The organism is Methylobacterium sp. Leaf87, from assembly GCF_001422775.1.
Lineage (GTDB): Bacteria > Pseudomonadota > Alphaproteobacteria > Rhizobiales > Beijerinckiaceae > Methylobacterium.
The window spans coordinates 143,706-169,131 of sequence record NZ_LMMI01000002.1 but is presented as its reverse complement, the minus strand read 5'-3'; the positions used below and the strand labels follow the sequence as shown (position 1 = coordinate 169,131).

Below are 25,426 nucleotides of genomic sequence, written 5' to 3'. Positions count from 1 at the left end.
CATGGAGATGCACGCCCTTCCGCGTTTTCAGGCTGCTTTGCGGGCGGCCGCGTCGCCGTAGAACGTCCCGCCCCGCTCGGCCATGGCGAGGAGATTGTGCGGCACGGCGAAGCGTGGTCCGTGCTTAACCTCCAGCCCCTGCGCCAGGGCCACGAATGCCTTGGCGCCCATGAAATCGATGTACGACAGGGCGCCCCCAGTGAACGGGGCGAAACCGAAGCCGAGGATCGAGCCGACATCGGCCTCGCGCGGATCGGTGACGACGCCTTCGCCGACGGTGCGGGCCGCCTCCAACGCCTGGACCACGAGGAGGCGCTGCTTCAGTTCCGTGAAGTCGACGGCCTCCGCATCGACATGGGTCGCCTGTAGATCCTTGAGGCCGGGCCACAGACGCTTCGGTGCTCCGTCCGGATAATCGTAGAAGCCACGCTTGTTCTTACGCCCGAGGCGGCCCTCGCCCTCGACCAAGGTGGTGAGGAGCGCCTTCTGCGCCGGATCGATGGACCCGGCGCCGAGTTGCGCCTCCGTCGCCTTGACGATCTTCAAGGCCAGATCGACCGCCACCTCGTCCGTGAGCGACAGCGGTCCGACCGGCATCCCGGCCTGCCGTCCGGCATTCTCGATCATCGCTGCCGGGATACCCTCGTTGAGCATGGTGTGGCCTTCGAGGAGGTAGGCGCCGACGCAGCGGTTGGCGAAGAACCCGCGCGCATCGTTGACGACGATGGGGGTCTTCTTGATGGCGCGGACGAAGTCGATCGCCGTGGCGAGGGCCGTGTCGCCGGTCTGGTCGCCCTTGATGATCTCAACGAGCATCATCTTTTCCACCGGCGAGAAGAAGTGGATGCCGACGAAGTTCTCCGGCCGCGCGGACGTCTTCGCGAGGCCGGTGATCGGCAACGTCGAGGTGTTGGAGGCGAAGATGGCGTCGGGACGGATCGCAGCTTCGACCCTGCCGATGACCTCCGCCTTCACCGCCGGATCCTCGAAGACCGCTTCGATGACGAGGTCGCACTCCGACAGGGCAGCGTAGTCCGCACTCGTCGTGATGCGCGCGAGGAGCGCATCGCGGTCTGCCGTCTTGGCCCGGCCCTTGTTGATCTGGTCGGTGACGAGCTTATGGGCGTAGGCCTTGCCCTTCTCGGCCGCCTCCGTGGACTGATCGACCAGCACCACGTCGAGGCCGGCATTGGCCGAGACGTAGGCGACGCCCGCCCCCATGAAGCCGGCGCCGACGACGCCGATCCGCTTCACCGCGGTGGGGGCGACATCCTTCGGCCGACGAGCCCCCTTGTTCAACTCGCCCATGGACAGGAACAGGGTGCGGATCATCGCCGCCGCTTCCGTGGACCGCAGGATCTTGGCGAAGTATCGGCTCTCGACCCGCAGGGCCAAGTCCATGGGCAGCTGCAATCCCTCGTAGACAGCGCCCAGGATCGCCTTGGCCGCGGGATAATTGTCGTGGGTCTCGCGACGGTAGATGGCATTGGCGGGCGGCCAGGTCATCATTCCGGCGGGCGAGTACACCTTGCCGGACGGCGCCTTGAACTTCGGCACGTCCCACGGAGCCACCGCCGAGCCGCCGCCGAGGATCCAGGCCTTGGCCTTCGCCACGATCTCGTCCTTGCCCGCGACCTCGTGGACGAGGCCCATGTTCCGAGCCATGAGCGGCCGGATCTGCTCGCCCTTGAACAGCATCTGCAGGGCATCGCCCGTCTGCATCAGGCGGGGCACGCGCTGGGTGCCGCCGGCGCCCGGGAACAGGCCGACCTTGATTTCCGGCAAGCCGACGCGGGTCTTCGGATCATCCGACAGGACGCGGTGATGGCAGGACAGCGCGAGTTCGAAGGCACCACCGAGGCAGATGCCGCTGACCGCCGCCGCGAAGGGCTTGCCGCAGGTCTCCAATTTGCGAAACAGCAGGGTGAGCTTTCGCGACTCCTCGAAGAAGTGCCGCATGGCTTCTTCCTCGCCGCGCTCGACCTTGAGCGCCTCGAAGGCGCGGCCGAGCCCCTGAAGCATGGTGAGATCGGCGCCACCGGAGAAGTTGTCCTTCCCCGAAGTCATGACGCAGCCCTTGATGGCGGGATCCGCCACCACCGCGTCGATGACAGCGTGCAGGTCGTCCATCACCGCATTCGTAAAGACGTTCATCGAGCGGCCAGGCATGTCCCACGTCGCCAGCGCAACACCGTCGGCATCGGTCTCGAAACGGAAATTGGTGAGATCCATGGCTGATCCTCGGGTTTGGGGTGGCCTCGGGCTGGCTGCCTTAAGCCAAAATCAAAACTTAGGGGTGCAGTCGGGTGGAGTAGGGGACCATGCGAACCTTCAAGGGATCACGATGACAGGACGGATCGGCTGCCAGGGTTGCCGCGAGGGCGCCGAGCTCGATTTCACCTTCACCATGGCGTTCCAGCCGATTCTCGACATCGAGACGGAGCGCGTCTGGGGCTACGAGGCGCTCGTTCGCGGCACCGGCGGTGAATCCGCCGGTTCCATTCTGGCCCGCGTGACCCCGGAGACGGTCTACCGCTTCGACCAGGCGGCACGGGTCAAGGCGATCGAGTTGGCGGGCCGTCTGTTCCCCGCAGACGACCGGACCAAGCTGTCCATCAACTTCATGCCGAACGCGGTCTATGAACCGGCAGCCTGCATCCGCTCGTCCCTGGAGGCCGCACGCCGGGCCGGGTTCGCCCATGATCGGATCATGTTCGAGTTCACGGAGAACGAGAAGTTCCGCGATACGGCCCATGTCACCCGCATCGTCGCCGAGTACCGCAAGCAGGGCTTCCTCACGGCGCTCGACGATTTCGGCGCGGGCTTCGCCGGCCTGAGCCTGCTGGCCAACTTCCAGCCTGACCTCATCAAGATCGACATGGATCTGTTGCGCGGCATCGATACCGATCACCGTCGACAGATCATCGTCGGCGGTCTCATCGGGATCGCCCGGGGCCTCGGCTTGGCCGTGATCGCCGAGGGTATCGAGACGGAAGCCGAGTTCGCGACCCTCCGGGGCCTCGGCGCGACGCTGTTTCAGGGCTACCACTTCGCGCGGCCGCATCTCGAACACCTCCCGGCCGTGGCCGGTTTCCCGACTCACGTTGCGTTCGCCCAAGAACTTGCGTTCGCCCAAGACGTTGCGTTCGCCCGAGACATGGTCGCCTGAGCCGCCCGACCGGATTGGGCGAACCCGATCCGGTCCGCCCGGGTGGCGTGGGGTCTCGGTCATGGGCGAGGCCGACACGGGTGCCGGCGTGTCCTAGCGTACCGGCATCGGCAGGGGCGGCGCGCCGGCCTTGCTGTCCCCCGCCTGCGCGATGGCGAGCATGTTGAGGAGCTTCGTCACCGAGGCCTGCGAAATCGCCGTGACGCTCGATGCCGGGTCGGCGTTGACCGCCTGGAACTTCTGGTAGGTCTTGTCGTCGTAGATGCCGCTGAGGTGCTTGAGTTCATCCAGGGTGAACTTCTCGGCGTAGGCCTTCGACAAACCCTCGATCATCACCTCGCGCTGCTTGTCGAACTCGGCGCGCACTTCCTTGCGCACGGCCTCGGCCTTGTCCTCGGGCATCGACGCGACGGTCTTCTCGAGGGCGCCGGTGAACCCGGTCTCGAGGTTCTTGATCAGGGTCTTCTGGACCAGATCCTTGGCCACCCCGACGCGGTCGGAGGCATCGTCCGCGCGGGCACTGAGCGGCAGGCACAGGGCGGTGGTCAGGCACAGGGTGGCGAGCAGGCGCGTCATCGTGGCGTTTCTCCCGATTGTTCTAGGCTTGCGCGCCATCGCGAAGAACGCGACGGGCGCCGCCGTCTACCAGTGTTTCGAAGGGTTTGTCGCCCCGTGGCCGGGACCCGGCATCACACCCGTTCGATGATGGTCGCCGTGCCCATGCCCGCGCCGATGCAGAGCGTGACGAGGGCGCGCTCCTTCCCGGTGCGCTCCAGTTCGTCGAGGACGGTCCCGAGGATCATCGCCCCGGTGGCACCGAGCGGATGCCCCATGGCGATGGCGCCGCCGCAGACGTTGACCCGCGCCGGATCGAGGTCGAACGCCTGCTGAAAGCGGAGCACGACGGCGGCGAAGGCCTCGTTGACCTCGAACAGGTCGATGTCCGACAGGCTCAGGCCCGACCGCGCCAGCACCTTGCGGGTGACGTCGACGGGGCCGGTGAGCATCAGGGCCGGGTCGGAGCCGATATTGGCGAAGGCACGGATCCGCGCCCGCGGCCTCAGGCCCGCAGCGTCGCCGGCCTCGCGCGAACCGATGAGCACGGCGGCCGCTCCGTCGACGATGCCCGACGAGTTGCCGGCATGGTGGACGTGATCCACGGCCTCGACATCCGGGTGGGCATCGATGGCGACCGCGTCGAAGCCGCCCATCTGCCCCATCTGGACGAAGGACGCCTTGAGCTGTCCGAGCGACTGCATGTCGGTCGCGGGCCGCATGTGCTCGTCATGGCTGAGCAGGGTGATCCCGTTGATGTCGCGCACCGGCACGACGGCATCGCCGAACCGACCTTCGGCCCACGATGCGGCCGAGCGCTTCTGCGACTCGACGGCGTAGGCATCGCATTCGGCGCGGGAGAACCCGTACTTCGTCGCGATGAGGTCGGCCGACACGCCCTGGGGCATGAACCAGGACTTGATGGCGATGGCGGGGTCCACGGGCCAGGCGCCGCCCGAGGCGCCGAGGCCGACGCGGCTCATGGATTCGACGCCGCCGCCGATGGTCATGTCGTGCTGGCCGGCCATCACCTGGGCCGCGGCGAAGTTCACAGCATCGAGGCCCGAGGCGCAGAAGCGATTGATCTGCACACCGGGAACGTGGGTGCCGTAATCGGCCACGAGGGCTGCGGCACGGGCGATGTCGCCGCCGGCCTCGCCGACGGGATCGACGCAGCCGAGGATCACGTCGTCGACGCGCCTGGTGTCGAGGCCGTTGCGATCCTTGAGGGCACGCAGCGTGATCTCGGCGAGGCGCAGGGCCGTCACCTCATGCAGCGCGCCATCGGGCTTGCCGCGACCGCGCGGGGTGCGGACGTGATCGTAGATATAGGCCTCGGGCATGCGCGCTTCCTTGTTTCCATCCTCCCTCCGCGGGGAGGGCGGCGAACGTCAGTGAGCCGGGCGAGGGGAGCGCGACATCTCCAGGGACGGCGCTCCCCCCAGCGACCCGGCCTTTCCAGCCGGGCCACCCTCTCCTGCAGAGAGGAGAGGCAACGGCGCCTTCTTAGAAAGCCTCGGCGCTCAGCGCCATGGTGGTTTCGGCGCCGGCCTTGATTCGAACGAGCCGCATGGCCGTCTCGGGCAGCATCCGCTCCATGTAGAACCGCCCGACGACGAGCTTGTCGGCCATGCGGCTGGTCGCCGCCTCGGCCTGCTTGGCCAGCGCCGCCTTGGCGATGCGCGCCCACATGTAGCCCATGGCGACGAGGCCGAGGAGGTGCATGTAGTCGGTGGCACCCGCTCCCGCATTGTCGGGCTTCGAGAACGCGTTCTGCATGAACCACATCGTTGCGCCCTGCAGGTCGTCGAGCCCGGCCTGGAGCGGCGCCGCGAAGGGTTTCATGCCCTCGTCCTCGCCGTGATCCTTGAGGAAGGTCTGGACCTCGGACAGGAAGCCCATCATGGCGCGGCCGCCATCCTTGGGAAGCTTGCGCCCGATGAGGTCCATGGCCTGGATGCCGTTGGCGCCCTCGTAGATCATGGCGATGCGGGCATCGCGCACGAATTGCGACATGCCCCATTCCTCGATGTAGCCGTGGCCGCCGAAGAGCTGCTGGGCCTCCACGGCGTTGGCGAAGCCCCGATCGGTGAGCACGCCCTTCACCACCGGAGTCATCAGGCCCATGTGGTCCTCTGCGCGCTGCCGCTCGGCCGCGTCCTCGGAGCGGTGGCCGATATCGGCCTGGAGCGCGGTCCACAGCACGAGGGCGCGACCGGCCTCGTTGAAGGCCCGGATCCCCATGAGGGTGCGGCGGACGTCGGGGTGGACGATGATCGGATCGGCCACTTTGTCGGGGGCCTTGGCACCGGTGAGGGACCGGCCCTGCAGGCGGTCCTTCGCGTAGGCCACGGCGTTCTGGTAGGCGACCTCGGACTGGCCGAGGCCTTGGACGCCGACGGCGAGGCGGGCCTCGTTCATCATCACGAACATGGCGTTGAGGCCGCGGTTCTCCTGGCCGACGAGCCAGCCCTTGGCGCCGTCGTAGTTCATCACGCAGGTCGAGTTGCCGTGGATGCCCATCTTGTGCTCGAGGGAGCCGCACGAGACCGGGTTGCGCTCACCCACCGAGCCGTCGGCGTTCACGAGGAATTTCGGCACCACGAAGAGCGAGATGCCCTTGGTGCCCGCCGGTGCGCCCTCGATGCGGGCGATGACGAGGTGCACGATGTTCTCGGACAGGTCGTGCTCGCCGGCCGAAATGAAGATCTTGGTGCCGGTGAGATTGAAGGAGCCGTCGCCGTTCGGCACCGCCTTGGTCTTGAGGAGGCCCAGATCCGTGCCGCAATGGGGCTCGGTGAGGTTCATGGTACCGGTCCAGGCGCCCTCGACCATCTTGGGCAGGTACATCGCCTTCTGTGCGTCCGAACCGTGGACGAGCAGCGCCGCCATGGCACCCTGGGTCAGGCCCGGATACATGCCGAGCGCCAGGTTCGCGCCGGACACGAACTCGGAAATCGCCGTGTTGAGGGTATGGGGCAGGCCCTGTCCGCCGAACTCCTCCGGTACGGACAATCCCATCCAGCCGCCGGCCGCGTAGGTGTCGTAGCCGGCCTTGAACCCCTTCGGCGTGGTGACACCGGAATCGGCCTGGCGGGTACAGCCCTCGCGGTCGCCGACGGCGTTCAAGGGGGCGAACACCTCCTCGGCGAGCTTCGCCCCTTCGCCGAGGACGGCCTCGACCACGTCGGGCGAAGCATCGGAGAAGCCCCGGAGATTGCTGTAGCGTTGGAACCCGAGAACGTCGTTCAGAAGAAACAGAACGTCCTCGACCGGCGCCTTGTAGCTCGGCATCGCACAGCGTCCTTCCCTGGTCACGGCGACACGCGCATCCGACCGGATCGCGGTACCGCTCGATGGATGGTTCATATCTAAACCATCCTGAGGCGAGCGGAAAGAGGAAACGGTCGGGAAACCGAATGTCGAAGTCGGCCGCGGCGCGGCTTCGGAAGCGGCTTCGGTTAACCCGCTATTTACCAAGAAAGTTAAAGGTCGGGTCAGACGATCCGACGTGGACCCGCGCCATCATCCGCCGGGGGCCGGCGCCGCGCATCGAGACCGGACCTCGCCGCATCAGGTTAGACGATGACACGCTCCGCCCCCATCGATCTCGACGGCTTCGACCCGGACATCCTCGACGCCGCGCGCGATGTGGCCCGGCGGGCCGGCATCCCCGTCGAGACCTGGATCGCCTCCATCGTCACCCCGGATGACGTGGCCGCGCCGCAACGCGACGCTTCTTCCGGAACGACCCGGGAAGCCCCCGCCACACCGCCCGGCGCGGCCCCCGCCAAAGCACCCCGACAGGGGACTGCGAAGGCGAGTCGCGAGAACCCGTCGAAGCCGGCACCGAAGACCGCGCCGCCGGCGCCACTCCCCGACGCAAAGCCGGCTCCCGGCTCCGAGGCCGCCGAAGCGGGCTCCGAGGCGCCCGCGACCGCAACGCCGACGCCCGACGCGACGGCGCAGGCGCTTGCGGAGATGATGCAGCGCCTCGATGCCATCGATCGACGGATCGCTCAGGAGCAGACGGCCACGCAGGCGGCGGCCAGCCGCACCATCGCCGACCTCCAACGACGCGTGGCGGAACTCGGCGAGCAGGTCGTCGCGCCCCGTCCCATCGGTCGGCGCGGCCGTTCGGCCGCCCTCGAAGTTCGGGATGCGGTGAGCGAGATCCGCCAGCGCCAGCGCGAACTCGATACCGGCCCTGCCCCCATCGCCACGGTCATCGGTGAACTGCGCAGCGAGACCAGCCGCCTGCGCGCCTCCCTCGACGGCGTGGCGACGGGCCGTGAGGTCGGCGTCCTCGAGGAGGCGATGCACGCCCTCGCCACGGGCGTCGACGGCGCCCCGGCACAGGCCGACCTCTCCGCCGTGACGGCACCCCTCGATCGCATCCGTGCCGAGGTCGGCCGCTTGTGCGGCGACACGGCCCGTGAGGTGCAGACCCGCCTCGCCGCCGACCTCGAGACCCTCGGAGCGCGGGTCGATGCCGTCCTGAGCAACGGCCCGGACGCCTTCGCCGATCGCGAGGCCCTCGACGAACTCTTTCGTGAACTCCACGACATCCGCACCGCAATCGCGGGGCTCGCCGCGCCCGAGCGCATCGAGACCCTGGCCTCCGGCGTCGCTGCGATCAGCGCCGAGATCGCCCGCCTCCAGACCGGCGTCGGGGCCGATTCGGGCGTGGCCTCACTGCGTCCTCTGCTGGAGGAGATCCGGTCGGGGTTGAACCGCCCCGCACCGGGCGGCCTCGAAGACCGGATCGACGCCATGGCGGCGAAGCTCGACGCCCTGCGCGACGGCTCCGCCCTGAATGGCGGTCCGAACTCGGACGCGATCATCCATCGGATCGATGCGTTGTCGGCGAAGGTCGATGCCGTCCACGTCAACCCCGTCGGCGACCTCATCGAGCGTCTCGAAGGCCTCGGCGCGACCCTGCGCCGGCCCGTGTTGCCGGACGGCGACCTGGCGGCCATCCACGGTATGCTGCACGACCTTTCCGTGAAGGTCGACCGCATGGGGACGTCGGACACCGTCTCGGCGGAGGGGCTCGATTCCCTCGAGCATCAGGTCCTGGCGCTCGCCGCCCGTATCGACACCCGCGACAGCGACCCGGCCCTCGCCGGTTTGGAACGCACCATGGGTGACCTGCTGGCTCAAGTCTCCGCCCTGCGCGAAGAAGCGCCGCTGATCGAGCGGACCGGCCGCCACGGATCCGTCGAGACCCAGACGGATGGGAACGACCTCGTTCGCCTCCAGGCCGGCCTCGCCGACCTGCGCGACCAGCAATTCGCGTCCGAGCAGCGCCTGCAATCGACCCTGGTCGGAGTCCACTCGATCCTCGAACGCCTTGCCGGACGGGTCGGATCGACCGAATCCGGACCGATGTCGTCCGAGACGCAAACACCGGCCGAGCGTCTCCTCGGCACCGGTGGCATGCCCCCGACCAAGTCTGCAGCCAGATTCGCCGGCAAGCCGATCGCGCGAGCGAGCGCCCGCCCGACGGAACGTCCCATCGCCGACGCCGTTCTGGGCGACCTTCCCCTGGAGCCCGGGGCCCGGCGGCCCGGACGCGACCCGATCACCGAGGACGCGGAGCCCAACGCGTCCGCCGCCCTCGACGGCGACATCAAGTCCAGCTTCATCGCCGCCGCTCGTCGCGCCGCTCAGGTGGCGCAGGCGGAGGCATCCGGTACCGTGCAGGCGCCCCGTGCCCGGCACGGCTCCGATGCGTCCTCCTCGAGCGAGGCGGTCGCGTCGGCTCCGGTGAACGCCCGGTTCGCCCGCCTGCGCGCTGAACTCGATCGCCGCCGCAAGCCCCTGCTTCTCGGGCTCGCCGCCATCATCCTCGCCCTCGGTGCGCTTCAGGCCATCGGAACCCGAGGCCCGGCCCGCGAGACCGTCGCCGCATCGGCGGAGGCCCCGAGGACCGAAACACCCGCGGGCGCAGCCTCCGGCCTCCCGGACCCGGTCACCACCCAGTCACTCGCCGATTCGGCCTCGCTCAAGGAAGAGGTGGCCAAAGCCGACGCCACGAAGACGGATTCGGCGAAGACCGACCCCGCCCGGGTCGATGGTGCCAAGGCCGAAACCGTCCGATCGGGCACGAACCGGATCGTCCCGCAGGTGACTGCGATGGCGGCCCTGTCGCCCGATCTCACCGCCGTTCCGGCAAACTTGGCCTCCCTGCGTCAGGCCGCCATCGAGGGTGATGGCACGGCCGTCTACGACCTCGCCGCGCGCTTTGCCGACGGGCGCGGCGTGACGCGCGACCTCGCCCTGTCGCACAAGCTCTACGACAAGCTCGCGCAGGCCGGCTACGCGCCGGCCCAGTACAAGCTCGGCGGGCTCCATGAGAAGGGACTCGGCGTGCCCCGCGACCTCGCCCAGGCCAAACTCTGGTACGGACGCGCGGCGGAGCAGGGCAATGCCCGGGCGATGCACAACCTCGCGGTGATCCACGCGGAGACACCCACGGCCTCGGGCAAGCCGGACTACACCACGGCGGGGCAATGGTTCCGGCGCGCGGCCGAGTACGGCCTGCGCGACAGCCAGTACAATCTCGCGGTGCTCTACGCCCGCGGCCTCGGCGTGCAACAGGACCTCCAGCAATCTTTCCTGTGGTTCTCCGCTGCCGGTGCGCAGGGTGATGCCGACGCGGCCAAGAAGCGTGACGACGTGGCGGCCAAACTCGAACCGAAGGACCTCGCCACGGCGCGGGCCCTCGTCGCCGCGTTCAAGGCCAAGGTGCCCGATCCGGCCACCAACGAGGCCCCCACGGCTTCAGCTGCGCCTCGGACGATGACCCTGCTCGGGGCGACGCCCCCGGCTCCGGTCACCCCGCCGCGACGCAGCTGAGAATTGTCACAACGCGTCCATCCTGTCGCGCGTGCGGGTATCTGCCGCCTTTCCTCGGGCGCCCCGAGGCGTTTGGATGGCGGATGCTTTCTCGCGGACGGCGGGGGCCGGCCCGAATGGGATTCACGGATGACGGGAGGGCCGAGGGTGCGGGTGACGACGGTGCCACCGGCGGCGGTGATCCTCGGGATCGCCGGCCTGATCCCGTTCCTCGGCTTCGCGTTTCTCTCCGTCAGCGGTGGCAATGCGGGCCTGAGCACCATCGGCCTCGATCCGCGCATGGTGTTGTCCACCTACGGGGCGGTGATCGCTTCGTTCCTCGGTGGAATCCGCTGGGGCGCCGCTGCGGCACGCGGCGGTGGCGGGGCCGATTACGCCATCGCCATCGTGCCGTCCCTCCTGGCCTGGGCGGCCTTGGCCATGCCGGCCCCATGGGACTTGCGGACGCTCGGCTCCCTCGTCCTGGCCTGGGGCTTCATCGATCAGGATCTTCCCCGCCGCGGCCTCGTGCCCGTGTGGCTGGGCCGTCTCCGGCTCGTCCTGTCGGTCGTGGCCGGGGCGTCCCTCCTCGTCGCGGCGTAGAACTCCGGCGCGAGAGCTTGTCGTCGGCTTCCGCCAGAGCCGATCGGAGAAACGGTGCCTCGCGTACCCTGACGATCAGTCCTTCGCCAGCATGGACTTCCCGATGGCGAAGACCCGCCCATCCCCCAGGAGATGCGCGGTGAAGCCCGCCGGAAACAGCGGCTCGAACACCGGATTGCGCACGTTGAGACCCCCCGCATAGGCGCCGAAGGCCGGCATGATGAGGCGGCGACCGTCGGTGACGAAGCAGCGGCGACGCACGGCCCGACCCCGCATGGCGACCTTGCCGCACGGATGCAGGTGACCGGACACCTCGCCGTCCACCGCGTCGGGGGTCGGCTCGTGGCGGAGCGTGAGGCCGCCGAGCGTCAGGATCTCGGCGTAGCGCCCGCCCACCCCCTCGGTCACGGCGTGATCGTGGTTGCCGGCGATCCAGACCCAGTCGCGCCCCTCCTGCAGGGCCGCCACCATGGCGCGGTCGCCCGGCTCCATGCGATCCGGCCCGCGCGCATCGTGAAACGAATCGCCCAGAGCCACGACGCGGGCCGGGTCGAGGCGGGCCACCACCTCGTGTAGACAGGCCAGGGTCTCGCGGGTGTCGTAGGGCGGCAGGAACTGGCCCGAGCGCGCCGCGAACGCCGAGCCCTTCTCCAAGTGGAGATCGGAGACGATGAGGGTGCCGTGGGCGGCCAGCCACAGGCCGCCGCACAGGTCGAGGGTGAGGTGTTCGCCGGCAAGCGTCAGGCCGGGGGCCTTCGTGGTCTTCTCGAGTCGTGCGCCGAGCGCCAAAACCGCATCCTCGTCATCGGGTGAGCAGGGCGACACGTCAGCCGAGCGCCTCTTCGAGAAGCTGCGCCTCGGCCTCGGCCAGGATCTCGTCCGCGCCCTCGCCGTAGACCTTCTCCCGCCCGATCTCGAGCATGACGGAGACGGACAGGGGCGAGACGCGGTCCAAGGCCTTATGGACGATTCGCCCCTGGATGCGCCTCAACATCACACCGAGGCGCTTCACGTCGAGGAGTCCGGTTGCCGCATCCTGCCGCGCCGCGCGCAGGAGCAGGTGGTCGGGCTGGTGCTTGCGCAGGACGTCGTAGACCAGATCCGTGGACATGGTGACCTGGCGCCCGGTCTTGGCCTGCCCCGGATAACGGCGCTCGATGAGCCCCGCGATGACGGCGCATTGCCGGAATGTGCGCTTCATCATCGCCGATTCGTCGAGCCATGCCTCGAGATCGTCGCCGAGCATGTCCTCGGCGAACAAGGCTTCGAGGAAGTCCGACTCGGTGGCGATGTGCGCGCTGAGATCGCGGGTCATCCAGATGGCGATGCCGTAATCGTTGGCGGCGAAGCCCAGAGGCCGCATCCGTGCGCGCTCCAGGCGGCGGGTGAGGAGCATGCCGAGGGTTTGGTGCGCGAGCCGCCCCTCGAACGGAAACGCCGTGAGGTAGTAGCGCCCCGAGCGCGGAAACGTCTCGACCAGCAGGCCCGTCGGGCCGGGCAGCACCGAGCGGGTGCGCTGCTGGACGAGGTAGTCCGAGACTTGTTTCGGCAGGCGGTCCCACTCGAACGGATCGGCGATCATCGCCCGCACCCGCGCGGCGAGGAAGGTCGAGATCGGGAACTTAGCCCCGGCATAGGACGGGATCGCCGGGTCGGTGCCGGGTCCGGCACGGGTGGCGAGCGCCTCGTCCTCCGTGAGGCCTTCGAAGCGCAGGACCTCGCCGGCGAACAGGAAAGTGTCGCCGGGGGTCAGCGTATCGGCGAAATCCTCCTCGATCTCGCCGAGGACCCGCCCGCCGCGCGGCAGCACGGCGCCGGGGCGTGCCCGGTTCGCCCGGGCGAGGCGGACCTTCACCTTGGCCGACTCGACGATGGTGCCGACGTTCATCCGGTATTGCTGCGCCGTGCGGGCGTCGCGCACCCGCCACAACCCGTCGGGACCGCGCAGGATCTTGGCGAAGCGTTCGTAGGCCCGCAGCGCGTAGCCACCGGTGGCGACGTAATCGACCACCGCCTCGAAATCCTCCCAACTCAGGGTAGCGTAGGGGGCGGCCGAGACGATCTCGTCGTAGAGCCGGAGCGGGTCGAACGCGTCGGCACAGGCCATGCCGAGGATGTGCTGGGCGAGCACGTCCGGGGCGCCGAGGCGCGCATCCGGCGTGTCCTGCGCGGCGGCCTCGACGGCGTCCAGGGCCGCCTGGCATTCGAGGATCTCGAAGCGGTTGGCCGGCACGAGATAGGCCTTCGACGGCTCGTCCATGCGGTGGTTGGCACGGCCGATGCGCTGCATGATCCGGCTCGCCCCCTTCGGCGCGCCGATGTTGACCACGAGATCGACGTCGCCCCAATCGATGCCGAGGTCGAGGGTCGCGGTACAGACGATGGCGCGCAACTGGCCCGCCGCCATGGCGGCTTCGACCCGGCGGCGCTGGGTGGCGTCGAGGGAGCCATGATGCAGCGCGATCGGATACGACTCCTCGTTGATCCGCCAGAGTTCCTGGAAGGTGTACTCGGCCTGGAGCCGGGTGTTGACGAAGACCAGCACCGTGCGGTGACGACTGATGAGATCGTAGATCGCCGGCATCGCCTGCCAGGCGGTGTGACCGGCGAGCGGGAGCGTGAGCCCGGTGTCGAGCATGTGAAGGTCGGGCGCCGCGCCGCCCCGTACGACGACGAGGTCGGCCATGGGAGGCTCGGGCACGCCGGCTTCGTCAGCACCACCGTGCTCCCGCTCCTGGAGGGAGAGGGTTGGGGACCCGCGCTCGTCCGCCGAGGCGTGGCGCTGCGGCACGAGATACCGCCGCAGATCGTCCGGCTCCCGTACGGTGGCGGAGAGGCCTATCGCCGTCAGGCCCGGGCTGAGCCGGTGCAGCCGCGCCAAGGCCAGGGACAGGAGGTCGCCGCGCTTCGACGTCACCAGGGCGTGCAACTCGTCGAGCACGACGCAGGACAGATTGGAGAAGAGTTCGGACGCCTCGCGGTGAGCGATGAGGAGCGCAAGCTGTTCGGGCGTGGTCAGCAGGATGTCGGGCGGTCGCTCGACCTGCCGGGTGCGCTTATGGGACGGCGTGTCGCCCGTGCGGGTCTCGACACTGATCGACAGGCCCATCTCGGCAATCGGTGCTTCGAGGTTGCGGGCGATGTCGACGGCGAGCGCCTTCAGGGGCGAGATGTAGAGGGTGTGCAGGCCTCGTGATTTCTTTGCCGGCGGACGTTCCGCCAGCGCCGTGAGGCTCGGCAGGAAGCCCGCAAGGGTCTTGCCGGCGCCCGTGGGGGCGACCAGCAAGGCGGAGCGACCCGCGCGCACGATGGCGAGAAGGTCGAGCTGGTGCGGGCGGGGTGTCCAGCCCCGCGCGGTGAACCAATCCGCGAACCGGTCGGGCAGGACCTCGGGCAGCGCACGGTGCGGGGGGGTGGCGCTCAGGCGAGGGCCATGAGGAAACGATCGATGAGCTCCAGGGCCCGCTCCGTCAGGGCACCGGGATAGCGCACGAAGACGTGGCATCCACCGGGATAGATCGCCGTATGTCCGCCATTTCCGGCAGCGGCCCAGCGCGACGACATGTAGAGGGTGTCGTCGAGGAGGGGGTCGTGGGTGCCGACGGTGAACAGGGCCGGGGGCAGTCCGGCGAGGTCGGCGTAGAGCGGCGACACGTCGGGGCGACGGCGATCGATGCCATCCCGAACGTAGTCGTTGGCGAAAGTGGTCAGATCCTTGGTGTTCACCACGAGGCGCTCGTCGCCCCAATTGCGCACGCTCGGGGTCAGGCCGAGGTCGAAGAACCCGGCATTGAGGTTGGCACCCCGGAAAGCGCGCGGCAGACCGTGCCGGTCACGCAGGCGGAGGAGGGTCATCACGGCGAGATGGGCGCCGGCCGATTCGCCACCGATGGTGAGGGCCGTGATGCCGAGTTCCGCCCGACCCGGACCGGCGAGCCACAGGGCGGCAGCCTCGCAATCCTCCAGGGCCGCCGGATAGGGGTGCTCGGGCGCGAGCCGATACTCGACGGACAGGCAGACGAAGCCGCAGGTGTCGGCAATCCGCTCAAGCCACGGGTCCTGCTCGTCGGCAGCGCCCCAGACCCAGCCGCCGCGATGGATGTGCAGATAGGCGCCGCGCGCCTTCGGCCACTTTCTGGCATCGGGGCGGATCATGCGAAGCGCGAGCGGACCGCCCGGCCCGTCGATGGTCACCGTTTCGGCTCGTACGCTGCGGGGCATGGCCGGCGAGGCCTTGGTGCCCTGGCGGCGGCGTTCGCGGACCGCCGCGATGGGGATCGACCACGGGTCGGCCTGGGCCGCATGGGCCGCGATGATCTCGGCGTTGAGCCGTTTGGTGTCCGGATCGATCGTCGCCGGGTCGAACAGGGCGTGGTCGATCATGAATCGTTTCGTTTCATCGTAAAAAGAGGTCGTTCCAACTTGGACCGCGCAGCCGGCATTGCCACCTGGGCTATCGACAGCAACCCGCCTAACGCCCGAGCGTCCGTCCGGTTTCGCCAAAGTGTGTCGATTCGGTCACGCTTCCGCCGGCTTCGGGGGGTTGAGAGACCGCATTCGCCGCGCGCCGCAAGGAAACCCTCGCCCGATGAGCCTCGATCACGATCCGCGCCGCCCGCAGCCGTTTCCCGGCCAGCCCTATGCCGGCGCCTATCCCGAACCGGGTCGTCGCTCGGCCCTTCGCCGTTTCCTCGGCGGTTCGCCGGCGGCGGTGTTCGCCAAACTGCTGTTCCTGTCGATCCTGGTCGGCGCCGTCATGGCCATGCTCGGGGTGACGCCGGGCCTTCTGTTCTGGCACGCTTACGATGCCGTTCGAGCCCTCGTCGATCTCGGCCTCGACACCTTCCACGATTTCGGACGCTGGATCCTGGCCGGCGCCGTGGTTGTGGTGCCCCTCTGGCTGCTGTCGCGATTCTTCGCCGTTTCGAAGTGAGGTCAAGAACGAAGAAAGGCCGGCGTTTCCACCGGCCTTTCTCGAATGCCCGCTCGTGAGCGAACCGTTCAGCGAACCACGATGACCTTCGCGCCGACCTTGGCGCGGGTGTAGAGGTCGGCCACGTCGTCGTTGGTCATGCGGATGCAGCCCGACGAGACGGCGGTGCCGATGGTTTCCGGCTCGTTGGAGCCGTGGATGCGGTAGATCGAATTGCCGAGATACATGGCGCGGGCGCCGAGGGGGTTCTCAAGGCCGCCCTTCATGAAGCGCGGCAGATCGGGACGGCGACGCAGCATCTCGGCCGGGGGACGCCAATCGGGCCATTCGCGCTTCATCGTGATGGTCTGAACGCCGCCCCAGGTGAAGCCGGGCCGGCCGACACCGACGCCGTAGCGCAGGGCTTGGCCGTCACCGAGCACGTAGTACAGGCGACGCTCGGCCGTGGAGACCACGATGGTGCCGGGGGCGTAATTGCCGGAATAAGCCACCTGCTCGCGCTGGATCGCCGACATCTGCGGCACGGCCGAGGCCATGGGGTCGGCCGGCGACAGCGATGCGTTGGAGGTCGGCACGGCGACGACGGCCACCGGCTCGGCCTGCGGGCGCACCCGCAGGACCAGGGCGTTGTCCAGGGGCTGGCGGGTTAGAGGGTCGATCTCGTAGGCGGCAGCGGGCGATGCCCACGCGCCAAGCGCACAGGCGAGCCCGGTGAGGGCGGGGGCGAAACGGCGCATCGGGGCCTCTCGAGGGCAGTCGGAAATCACGGCGATCAGCTCGACGCACGGTACCGCGCGAAGAATGCCCAAGACGTAAACGCTGGGGTTTCAAAGCCAAGCTCTATCCGCGGTGCAGCATCGCTTGCCGCGACGTCGTGACTCCATGGCCACAGTGTGGCGCCTTGGCCGTAAGGTCCTTCGGTTTCAGGCCAAACCTTCAAGCATCGTCGAGACCGAGATCGATGATCGGCGCGCTGTGGGTGATCCAGCCGCAGGAGATCAGATCGACGCCAGACGCAGCCACCGCCCCGACGGTCTCGCGGGTGATCCGGCCCGAGGCCTCCGAAATGGCGCGCCCGTCTATCATCCGCACGGCCTCGCGCAGTTGATCCGGGTTCATGTTGTCGAGGAGCACGGCGTCGGCGCCGACGGAGAGGGCCTCTTCGAGTTGGGCCAGGGTGTCGACCTCGCACTCGATCTTGACGAGGTGGCCCACATGGGCCCGCGCCCGGGTGATGGCCGGGACGATGCCGCCGGCCACCGCCACGTGGTTGTCCTTGATGAGCACGGCGTCGTCGAGGCCGAAGCGGTGGTTCGAGCCGCCGCCGGCCCGGACCGCATGCTTCTCGAGGGCGCGGAGGCCCGGCGTGGTCTTGCGGGTGCAGACGATGCTGGCCCTGCCGTGCGGCCGCGCCGCCGTGACGAGGCCCGCCGTGGCCGTGGCGACACCCGAAAGACGGCACAGGAGATTGAGGGCCACCCGCTCTGCGGTGATGATCGCCCGCGCCGGGCCGGACAGGCGGATCACCACGTCGCCCGGCGCCACGGTGGCGCCGTCGCCGCGCACCACCGTCACCACCACGGCCGGATCGATGAGGCCGAAGGCGAGGACGGCGGCGTCGATGCCGGAGATCACGCCGTCCTGGCGGGCGGTGATGACGGCGTTCATCGTTAAGGATGCCGGCACGATGGCGTCGGTGGTGATGTCGCCGGCCCGGCCGAGATCCTCCAGCAGGGCTGCCCGCACGATGGGCTCGACCATGAGGCGGGGCAGCGGGACGAGGTGCAGATCGTCGGTCATGGAAGCCCTCCCGGGCGTTTCGGGCAGTGGGCCGGAATCAGGCGAAGGCGGGTGCGTCGACTGCCGAAGAGCTCAGGACTTCGGCCAAGGTCGTTTCGGTGTGCCGGACCGGAGCTTGATCGGGACAGTCGCTGCGCCAGTGCGCCCCCCGGCTCTCCCGACGCGACAGGGCCGATGTGGCGACCACGAGCCCGACGAGGGCGGCGTCGCAGCCGGCCTCGGCTGCTGGCATCAGCCGACGGACCGCCTCCGCGAGGCCGTCCGCATCGCGCACGACGCCGACGCGTTGCTCCATGATGGCGCGGATCGTCGGCAGATCCGACGCCGGACGGGGCTGCTCCGGCACCGCCTGCGCGGCCCCCGGGAACGGAACGGCCTCGATGGCCTCGGCGATCCAGGGCGCGAACGCCATGGCTTCGAGAAGCGAATTGCTGGCGAGGCGGTTGGCGCCGTGCAGGCCCGTGGACGCGACCTCGCCGCAGGCGAACAACCCCGGTACGGTGCTGGCGCCGCTGCCATCCACCCTCACGCCGCCCATGTGGTAGTGCGCCGCCGGCCGCACGGGGATCGCCTCGTGCTGCGGATCGATGCCGGCCGTCGCGCACAAACCGGCGACCGTGGGAAACCGCGTGGCCATGCGAGCGCCCAAGGCGCCGCGGCAGTCGAGGAACACCTGCGTGCCCCGTGCTTGCGCCTGAAAGATCGCCCGGGCGACGACGTCCCGGGGCGCCAGATCCCCACCCGCGATGCCGGCCATGATCGGGGCACCCAGTCTGTCGACGAGCCGCGCGCCCTCGCCGCGCAGGGCTTCGGTGGCAAGCGGCATCGGATCGGCGCCGACCGCGATGGCGGTGGGGTGGAACTGCACGAACTCCATGTCGCGCAGGCTGGCACCGGCCCGGGCCGCCAGGGCAAGGCCGGCCCCGGTGGCGCCGCGCGGATTGGTCGTCGATGCGTAGAGCGCACCGATCCCGCCGGTGGCGAGCACCACGGCGCGGGCCGCCAGGCGCAGCCGCGTGCCGCCGCGCTCGCACACAACGCCCGCGATCGCCCCCTGACGGTCGTGCATCAGGTGACGCGCCCGCGCCACGACCACGTCGATGGACGGCGTGACGGACACGGCCCGCACCAGGGTCTCGAGGACGAGACGACCGGTCGAATCGCCGCCGGCTCGCACGATGCGACGGTGGGAATGGGCAGCCTCGAGCCCGAGCGCGAGGGCGCCGACGGTATCCCGGTCGAACGGGGCATTCAGGCCGACGAGCCATTCGATGAGGCCGGGGCCGGCCGCCGCGACGCGTTCGGCGACCTCCGGCTCGCTCAGGCCCGCGCCCGCCGCCAGGGTGTCGGCGGCGTGAAGGGCCGGTGCGTCGTCCTCACCCATGGCGGCGGCAATGCCGCCCTGCGCCCAGCCCGTGGCGGTGCCGAGCCCGAGGGGACTCGCCGTGACCAGTGTGACGGGACGCGGTGCGAGGCGAAGCGCCGTCGCGAGACCGGCGACGCCGGCTCCGATGACGATGACGCGGTCCGGCGTCGCGAAGGAGAAGGGTGCGTGCGCGTTCATCGCGGCCGCACCGCGAGCATGCGCTCCACCGCCAAGCGCGCCCGGTCGGCGAGTTCGGGTTCGACCGTGACCTCGTGAGTCAGGGTCTCGAGGGCGCGGCGGATGTTCTTCAGGCTCATGCGCTTCATGTGCGGGCACAGGTTGCACGGCTTGATGAACTCGATGTCCGGGTTGGCCGCCGCGATGTTGTCGCCCATCGAGCACTCGGTCACGAGCACCACCTGCCGGGGGCGCTTCTCGGTCACGAAGTTCATCATCATCGCCGTCGAGCCGGAGAAATCGGCTTCGGCCACCACGTCGGGCGGGCATTCGGGATGAGCGATGACCGTGACGCCCGGATAGCTCTCGCGCACGGCGTGGATATCCGCCGGGGTGAAGAGTTCATGGACTTCGCAATGACCGGCCCAGGTGAGGATCTCCACCTCGGGCACCAGGGCCTGCACGTTCTGGGCGAGGAACTCGTCGGGAATCATAAGAACGCGGGGCGCGTTGAGGGACCGAACCACGTCGACGGCATTGCCGGATGTGCAGCAAAGGTCGGATTCGGCCTTAACGGCCGCCGACGTGTTGACGTAGGTGACGATGGGAACGCCGGGATACTTTTCGCGCAGCCCCCGCACGTCGGCGGCGGTGATCGAATCGGCGAGCGAGCAGCCGGCGGCCATGTCCGGAATGAGGACGGTCTTGCCCGGGTTGAGGAGCTTGGCGGTCTCGGCCATGAAATGCACGCCGGCCAGCACGATCACGTCGGCATCCACCGTCACGGCCTCGCGAGCCAGCGCCAAACTGTCGCCGACGATGTCCGCCACCGTATGGAAGATTTCCGGCGCTTGATAGTTGTGGGCGAGGATGACGGCGTTGCGTGTCTTCTTCAGTTCCAGGATCGCCGCAACGTCATCGGCGAGCGCCGGCCATTCGATGGCGGGCACGTGCCGGGCGACCCGCGCGTAGATATCGGGCAGAGGCAGGCCGGCATAAACCGCGGGCGCCGGAGCGATCGGAAGACTGGTGGCCGCCATGGATGCGTCCTCACTTATGCTCAAAATGAGCATTGTGCCGACTAACGTAGGGGCCCAATCCGCACTTGTCTAGATATGCTGGACTTGAGCATAACGTTTTTGCGGCGCACCCTCGATGGTGCGCCGCGGCTGTCAGGTGGGGCGTTTCGCCGGCCTGAGGCGGAAGCCCGGGGCAGGGCGTTCGAGGAGGACTTCGCGCCGGAACCGAACGAGGCGGGCTGGCCTGCCGGTGGCACCGCTGGTGACCCCATCGGTCTCTTCGACCAGACCCTGCTGAGCGACGAGCCGGCGGAAGTTCTGCTTGTGCAGATTGGTCCCCGACAGAGCCTCCACCGTGCGCTGAAGCTGGAACAGCGTGAAGGTCGGCGGCATCAGCTCGAAGACAACGGGCCGATACTTGATCTTGCCACGCAGGCGCCCGATGGCGGTCGCAAGCACCCGGCGATGGTCGAACGCCATGGGTTGTCCGGTCACCGGGAGGTCGGCGGGGCTCGCGGCACCCGACTGGCCTTGCGCCTCGGGAATCAGGCCGGCCTCGAACAGCAGTTCGTAGCGCTCCAGCACCCGCTCCTCGTTCCAGGTGCCGTCGCACAGGCCGAAGGTGAGGCTGAGGCGATCCTCGCGCCGGCGCTTCAGCTTCGGGTCGCCGGTCCCGCCGGCCCAGGCGAGGAGTTTCGGCTCGATCTCGGCCAGGGCCGCTGGCCGGCCCTCGCGAAAATCCTCCCAGGGCAGGTAGCGGTACCAGTTGCGCCACGAAGCCTCGGCGAGACCGCCGGGTCGAACCTCGCGAACCAGCGCGAGATAGGCCACCGACAGGGAATGCAGGCCCTGACTCTCGTCGCCCTGACGGTCGCGGTCGCCGAAGGTGTAGAGCTGTTCGACGTAACCGAGGCGCTGATGGGTCTGGCGCTCGACCCACGCTCGCAGCCCACGTTCCAGGGTCGGGTGCTCGGGCACGAGGGGCCCGGCGGGCAGTCCGTCCGAACGGCCCGGCGCCTGCCCCTCGACCTGCACCGTCAGGGCCCGCGGCTCGCCGTCCGTCGCGGCGATGATGACGGCGACGAGCCCCACGGCGGACGGGTTGACGAGCGAGGCGTTGTCGCGCCCCTGCGAGTCCTTCACCGTCGTCACCTGGTCAGCCTCCATCTCGCACCGCGTGCCTTCTGCACATCGTGCCGCGTGCTCATGGCACATCGCGCCGCCGTGATGAACGGCCAAACGGCATGGCCTATGGGTCAGGCTTCCTCCCGCCGGGGCAAGGGCCGGGCCGGGTTTCCCACCACCGTATCCCCCTCGGCCACGTCCCGGGTCACCACGCTGCCGGCGCCGACGATCGCGTGATCGCCGACGGTCACCCCCGGCAGGATGAGGGCGCCGCCGCCGATCCAGACGTTGCGGCCGATCCGGATCGACCGCGCGAACTCCAAACCGGCCTCGCGCGAAGCGCCATCGCGGGGATGATCCGCCGTGAGGATCTGGACCCCGGGTCCGATCTGCGTGCGCGCGCCGATATGGACCGGGGCACAATCGAGGATCACACAGCCGAAGTTGAGAAAGACATGGTCCTCCAGAGTGATGTGAAGGCCGAAATCGCAGTGGAAGGGCGGCCGGATGACGGACTCGTCGCCGACGGCCGCGAAGCGCTCGCGCAGGAGCGCGCGCCGGTCGCCGGGCGACAGACCGAGGGCCGCGTTGTAGCGCACCATCCAGGCCTTGCAGGCGCCGGCATCGGCCTGAATCTCGGGGTCGTCGGGATGATAGAGCTCGCCCGCGAGCATCTTCTGTTTCGGCGTACGGTCCATGCGGATCCCCCAGTTGTGTTCGCCCCATCAACGCCGCCCCACCGGTCAAGCTCCCGAGCTTCCACCTTCGCGGGCCCTTGCGGCATGGGCACCAGCCCGTAAGACGAATGGGACGGGGCTGACCGGGGAGAACGCTGTGATCGGACGGGACGACGCGCCGGGGCGCACGGTGCCGGTGGATCTGCGCCTCTACGGAATCCTCGACACGGGATTCTGCGGCACCGATGTCGGGCGGCTCGCGGCACTGGCGAGCGCGGCGGCGCGCGGCGGCTGCACCCTCCTCCAGTATCGCGAAAAAACCATCGACGATGCCCGTGCCGCCCTGGCCCGCATCCGGGCGATCCACGAAGCCCTCGCGGGGAGCCATGTCCCGCTCCTCGTGAACGATCGCGTCGACCTCGCCCTCGCCGCGGGCGTCGAGGGCGTGCATCTCGGCCAGTCCGATCTCCATCCGGCCGATGCGCGCCGCCTCCTCGGGCGCTCGGCCATCGTCGGCCTGACCCTGAAGACCGGTGCGCAGGCCGACGAGCTCTACCGGCTGCCGGTGGATTACGCCTGCATCGGCGGTGTGTTCTCCACCGCGAGCAAGGACAACCCCGACCCGCCCGTCGGCCTCGATGGCCTCGGCCGCATCCTGTTCCGGGGCCGCCTCGCGCGGGGGCAGAACTTCCCCCTCGGGGCCATCGCGGGCATCGATTCGAGCAACGCTGCGGCCGTGATCGCGGCCGGAGCGGACGGAGTCGCGATCATCTCCGCCCTGTTCGCCGGGGACGATGTCGAGGCGCGGGCGCGCGACCTGCGCCACCGGGTCGATTCGGCCCTCGCCGCCCGCGCCGCGGTTCCGTAAGGTCGTCGCAGGACGCAAAGGCACGCCATGACCCCCATCGCCGTCACCATCGCGGGCTCGGATTCGGGCGGGGGCGCCGGCATCCAGGCGGACCTGAAGACCTTCGCGGCCCTGCGCGTCTACGGCGCCAGCGTCGTCACCGCGCTGACAGCCCAGAACACACAGGGCGTCCAGGGCATCCACGACGTACCGGCGGCCTTCGTCGCGGCGCAGATGGACAGCGTCTTCGGCGACCTTGCGGTGACGGGGGTGAAGATCGGAATGCTATCGCAGGTCGCGACCATCGAGGCCGTGGCGGCGGGTTTGCGCCGGCATGCCCGGGATATTCCCATCGTGCTGGATCCCGTGATGGTAGCGACTAGCGGTGACCGGCTCATCTCGGAGGACGCGGTGGAGGCCCTGCGCCACCTCCTCCTTCCGCTCGCCGATCTCGTCACCCCCAACCTGCCGGAAACCGGAACGCTGATCGGCGCCGCAGCGCCGAGGAGCGAGAACGAAGCCGTGGCGCAAGCACGGCAACTCCTGGCGCTCGGAGCCCGGGCGGTTCTGGTGAAGGGCGGCCATGGGGAGGGCGACGAAAGCGTGGATCATCTGCTGTGCGCCGATGGAACGTTGCGCCGGTTCGCCGCTCCCCGGGTCGCCACCCGCAACACCCACGGCACCGGCTGCACCCTGTCGGCGGCGGTGGCGGCAGGGCTCGCGCACAAGCGCCCCCTCGTCGAAGCGGTCAGGGACGCCAAACGCTACCTGACCGCCGCCCTCCAGGCGGCCGATACGATGCAGGTCGGGCGAGGACACGGACCGGTTCATCACTTCCACGCCCTGTGGACCTGAGACCACTGCCCGCCTTGCGCGTGTTCGAATTTTGCGTTTGAAGTACCGCACGTTCGTTCGATGTACGGAACGATCCGGCGGGTTACAGGGACAATGGACGATCAGGTGACGACCCCCGAGCGCGGGCGGCAGCGGGATATCCTGACGGGCGCCCAACTGCTTTCGGGTCAGCTCGGCAAGACGATCCAGCGCTTGCGCAAGGCCTACAACCTCTCGCTGTCCGAACTCGCGGAGCAATCGGGGGTCGCGAAGTCGATCATCTCCCAGATCGAGCGCAACGAGACCAACCCGACCCTGGCCACCATCTGGCGCTTGAGCCAGGCACTGGACGTGTCCATCGAGCGCGTGTTGGCGACCAGCGACGAAGAGCCGTTCATCGAGAAGACCTCGCGCGCCGACACGCCGATCCTCGTCTCGGACGACGGCAAGGTGCGGCTCGCCATCGTCGGGTGGATCAAGACCGTCGAGTGGCTGCAATGGTACGAGGTGTCGGCCGATCCCGGCGGCATCCTCGATTCCGATCCGCACCAGCGCGGCTCGGTCGAATCCCTCACGGTCACCACGGGGCAGCTCGAAGTCGAAGTCGCCGGCACGGTCCAGCGCGCCCGCGCGGGCGAGACCCTGCGCTATCGCTGCGACCGTCCGCACACGGTGCGCTGCATCGGTCCGGAGCCGGCCCGCGCCATCATGGTGGTGATCATGAAGGCGGCCGTGATGGAATGATCGTTTGGTGGACACACCGCTCTCGGGAATGAGCGCTACGTCCGCGAACGATCATCCGTCCGAAGGCCTCAGCGGCCGGAATTCACCCACACGACCATTTCGCCGAGCACCCGCGCGAGCGCCGCGTCGAGCCCCACGGCGGCCGAGGCGACATCGACCTTCGCCACCGGGATGCGGGCCGTGAACACCCGAGCGGCAACGACCTTTCCGGTGCCCTCGGCGATGATCTTGGCGGAGAGGTCCACCACTGCCTCGCCCGAGCCCGCAGCGATGTCGAAGGCGCGGATCTCGGAGATGAGCTGGAAATCCGAGACGATCTTGTCGCCCGGCCGGCTCACGGACTTCAAGCGACCGGAATTTTCGAGGCTCTGGATCAGGCGCGTCTGGATCAGCCGCGGCAGCCGGTCGGCCCATTGGGCGCCGCCGAGGAAGGACAGGGCTCCGCCGGGCTCGCGCACGATGATGCGGTCGGCCTCGAACGGCTGGATACCGACGGGCTCGGCCACGGTGACGGAGCGCGCGGACGCGCTGACCCGACCCGAGGGCGGGAGCGCGGCGAGGTCGAAGGTGAGCGGCACGGCGCCGCCGCAGCCACCGAGGGCCACGGCGAGCAGGCTCACGCCGAGGGCGAGGGCCGGTGAAAAGTGGGTCATACGCGATCCGGACTTCGCAGCGCGACAGGCTGCGAGGGACAAACTACGGCAAAGCTCGTTTCGTGCCGTGCGCCGGGACACCCT

The 25,426-nt window shown here is 69.1% G+C and carries 21 protein-coding genes; 7 read left to right on the top strand and 14 right to left on the bottom strand.

Features of this window, described 5'->3' with window-relative positions:
* Window positions 1-27: 27 nt before the first annotated feature.
* Window positions 28-2,232, bottom strand: coding sequence for a 3-hydroxyacyl-CoA dehydrogenase NAD-binding domain-containing protein (locus ASF22_RS02660; protein WP_056261156.1), 2,205 nt, complete (start codon window positions 2,230-2,232; stop codon window positions 28-30).
* 112 nt (window positions 2,233-2,344) lie between these two features.
* Here ASF22_RS02660 and ASF22_RS02655 point away from each other — a divergent pair, with 112 nt between their 5' ends.
* Complete coding sequence (locus tag ASF22_RS02655; protein ID WP_056261153.1) at window positions 2,345-3,169, top strand: EAL domain-containing protein; 825 nt, start codon at window positions 2,345-2,347, stop codon at window positions 3,167-3,169.
* Between the two features lie 93 nt (window positions 3,170-3,262).
* Here ASF22_RS02655 and ASF22_RS02650 read toward each other — a convergent pair whose 3' ends face one another.
* From ASF22_RS02650 to ASF22_RS02640, 3 genes are all read right to left on the bottom strand, one after another.
* Window positions 3,263-3,745, bottom strand: a complete 483-nt coding sequence (locus ASF22_RS02650) for a hypothetical protein (RefSeq protein WP_056261150.1) — start codon at window positions 3,743-3,745, stop codon at window positions 3,263-3,265.
* A gap of 113 nt (window positions 3,746-3,858) precedes the next feature.
* The gene (locus ASF22_RS02645) at window positions 3,859-5,067 is read right to left on the bottom strand and encodes an acetyl-CoA C-acetyltransferase (RefSeq protein WP_056261147.1); all 1,209 of its coding nucleotides are present in this window, start codon (window positions 5,065-5,067) and stop codon (window positions 3,859-3,861) included.
* A 163-nt stretch (window positions 5,068-5,230) separates the two neighbouring features.
* A complete protein-coding gene (locus ASF22_RS02640) occupies window positions 5,231-7,018 on the bottom strand; it encodes an acyl-CoA dehydrogenase C-terminal domain-containing protein (RefSeq protein ID WP_056167443.1) in 1,788 nt (595 codons plus the stop codon).
* Between the two features lie 291 nt (window positions 7,019-7,309).
* Here ASF22_RS02640 and ASF22_RS02635 point away from each other — a divergent pair, with 291 nt between their 5' ends.
* Both ASF22_RS02635 and ASF22_RS02630 read left to right on the top strand, forming a co-directional pair.
* Entirely contained in the window at window positions 7,310-10,585 is a 3,276-nt protein-coding gene (locus tag ASF22_RS02635; protein WP_056261144.1) for a tetratricopeptide repeat protein, read from the top strand.
* A 129-nt stretch (window positions 10,586-10,714) separates the two neighbouring features.
* On the top strand, window positions 10,715-11,167 hold the full coding sequence (locus ASF22_RS02630; RefSeq protein ID WP_056261142.1) for a DUF3429 domain-containing protein: 453 nt from the start codon (window positions 10,715-10,717) through the stop codon (window positions 11,165-11,167).
* Window positions 11,168-11,242: 75 nt separating this feature from the next.
* Here the strand turns inward: ASF22_RS02630 and pdeM are convergent, their stop codons facing one another.
* The 3 genes from pdeM to ASF22_RS02615 are packed head-to-tail and all read right to left on the bottom strand — an operon-like array spanning window position 11,243 to window position 15,550.
* Window positions 11,243-11,956, bottom strand: coding sequence for a ligase-associated DNA damage response endonuclease PdeM (gene pdeM, locus ASF22_RS02625; RefSeq protein ID WP_056167453.1), 714 nt, complete (start codon window positions 11,954-11,956; stop codon window positions 11,243-11,245).
* Window positions 11,957-11,993: 37 nt separating this feature from the next.
* Window positions 11,994-14,564: a ligase-associated DNA damage response DEXH box helicase gene (locus ASF22_RS02620; protein ID WP_056261274.1), complete on the bottom strand. Its 2,571-nt coding sequence runs from the start codon at window positions 14,562-14,564 to the stop codon at window positions 11,994-11,996.
* Window positions 14,565-14,587: 23 nt separating this feature from the next.
* Window positions 14,588-15,550: an alpha/beta hydrolase gene (locus tag ASF22_RS02615; protein ID WP_056167456.1), complete on the bottom strand. Its 963-nt coding sequence runs from the start codon at window positions 15,548-15,550 to the stop codon at window positions 14,588-14,590.
* Window positions 15,551-15,755: 205 nt separating this feature from the next.
* Here ASF22_RS02615 and ASF22_RS02610 point away from each other — a divergent pair, with 205 nt between their 5' ends.
* Window positions 15,756-16,100, top strand: a complete 345-nt coding sequence (locus tag ASF22_RS02610) for a DUF6460 domain-containing protein (RefSeq protein ID WP_056167460.1) — start codon at window positions 15,756-15,758, stop codon at window positions 16,098-16,100.
* Window positions 16,101-16,168: 68 nt separating this feature from the next.
* Here ASF22_RS02610 and ASF22_RS02605 read toward each other — a convergent pair whose 3' ends face one another.
* The 6 genes from ASF22_RS02605 to ASF22_RS02580 all read right to left on the bottom strand — a co-directional run bounded on the left by ASF22_RS02605 (window position 16,169) and on the right by ASF22_RS02580 (window position 22,285).
* Window positions 16,169-16,837: a L,D-transpeptidase gene (locus tag ASF22_RS02605; RefSeq protein ID WP_056167464.1), complete on the bottom strand. Its 669-nt coding sequence runs from the start codon at window positions 16,835-16,837 to the stop codon at window positions 16,169-16,171.
* 199 nt (window positions 16,838-17,036) lie between these two features.
* The gene (gene nadC, locus ASF22_RS02600) at window positions 17,037-17,900 is read right to left on the bottom strand and encodes a carboxylating nicotinate-nucleotide diphosphorylase (protein ID WP_056261138.1); all 864 of its coding nucleotides are present in this window, start codon (window positions 17,898-17,900) and stop codon (window positions 17,037-17,039) included.
* Window positions 17,901-17,937: 37 nt separating this feature from the next.
* Complete coding sequence (locus ASF22_RS02595) at window positions 17,938-19,464, bottom strand: L-aspartate oxidase (protein WP_056261134.1); 1,527 nt, start codon at window positions 19,462-19,464, stop codon at window positions 17,938-17,940.
* The gene (nadA, locus tag ASF22_RS02590) at window positions 19,461-20,483 is read right to left on the bottom strand and encodes a quinolinate synthase NadA (protein WP_056261131.1); all 1,023 of its coding nucleotides are present in this window, start codon (window positions 20,481-20,483) and stop codon (window positions 19,461-19,463) included. Before nadA ends, ASF22_RS02595 begins: the two co-directional genes overlap by 4 nt.
* Window positions 20,484-20,615: 132 nt before the next feature.
* A complete protein-coding gene (locus ASF22_RS02585; protein ID WP_244472915.1) occupies window positions 20,616-21,629 on the bottom strand; it encodes a hypothetical protein in 1,014 nt (337 codons plus the stop codon).
* An 89-nt stretch (window positions 21,630-21,718) separates the two neighbouring features.
* A complete protein-coding gene (locus ASF22_RS02580) occupies window positions 21,719-22,285 on the bottom strand; it encodes a sugar O-acetyltransferase (protein ID WP_056261128.1) in 567 nt (188 codons plus the stop codon).
* A 136-nt stretch (window positions 22,286-22,421) separates the two neighbouring features.
* Here ASF22_RS02580 and thiE point away from each other — a divergent pair, with 136 nt between their 5' ends.
* The 3 genes from thiE (at window position 22,422) to ASF22_RS02565 (ending at window position 24,689) form a co-directional block, all read left to right on the top strand.
* On the top strand, window positions 22,422-23,132 hold the full coding sequence (thiE, locus tag ASF22_RS02575; RefSeq protein ID WP_056167479.1) for a thiamine phosphate synthase: 711 nt from the start codon (window positions 22,422-22,424) through the stop codon (window positions 23,130-23,132).
* Between the two features lie 27 nt (window positions 23,133-23,159).
* Window positions 23,160-23,966, top strand: a complete 807-nt coding sequence (gene thiD, locus ASF22_RS02570) for a bifunctional hydroxymethylpyrimidine kinase/phosphomethylpyrimidine kinase (RefSeq protein WP_056261127.1) — start codon at window positions 23,160-23,162, stop codon at window positions 23,964-23,966.
* A gap of 93 nt (window positions 23,967-24,059) precedes the next feature.
* A complete protein-coding gene (locus ASF22_RS02565; protein ID WP_056167485.1) occupies window positions 24,060-24,689 on the top strand; it encodes an XRE family transcriptional regulator in 630 nt (209 codons plus the stop codon).
* 68 nt (window positions 24,690-24,757) lie between these two features.
* On the opposite strand, the gene ASF22_RS02560 is transcribed toward ASF22_RS02565, so the two are convergent.
* Window positions 24,758-25,342 carry an ABC-type transport auxiliary lipoprotein family protein gene (locus ASF22_RS02560; protein ID WP_056167489.1) on the bottom strand — a complete coding sequence of 195 codons (585 nt, stop codon included), beginning with the start codon at window positions 25,340-25,342 and terminating at the stop codon, window positions 24,758-24,760.
* Window positions 25,343-25,426 lie beyond the last annotated feature (84 nt).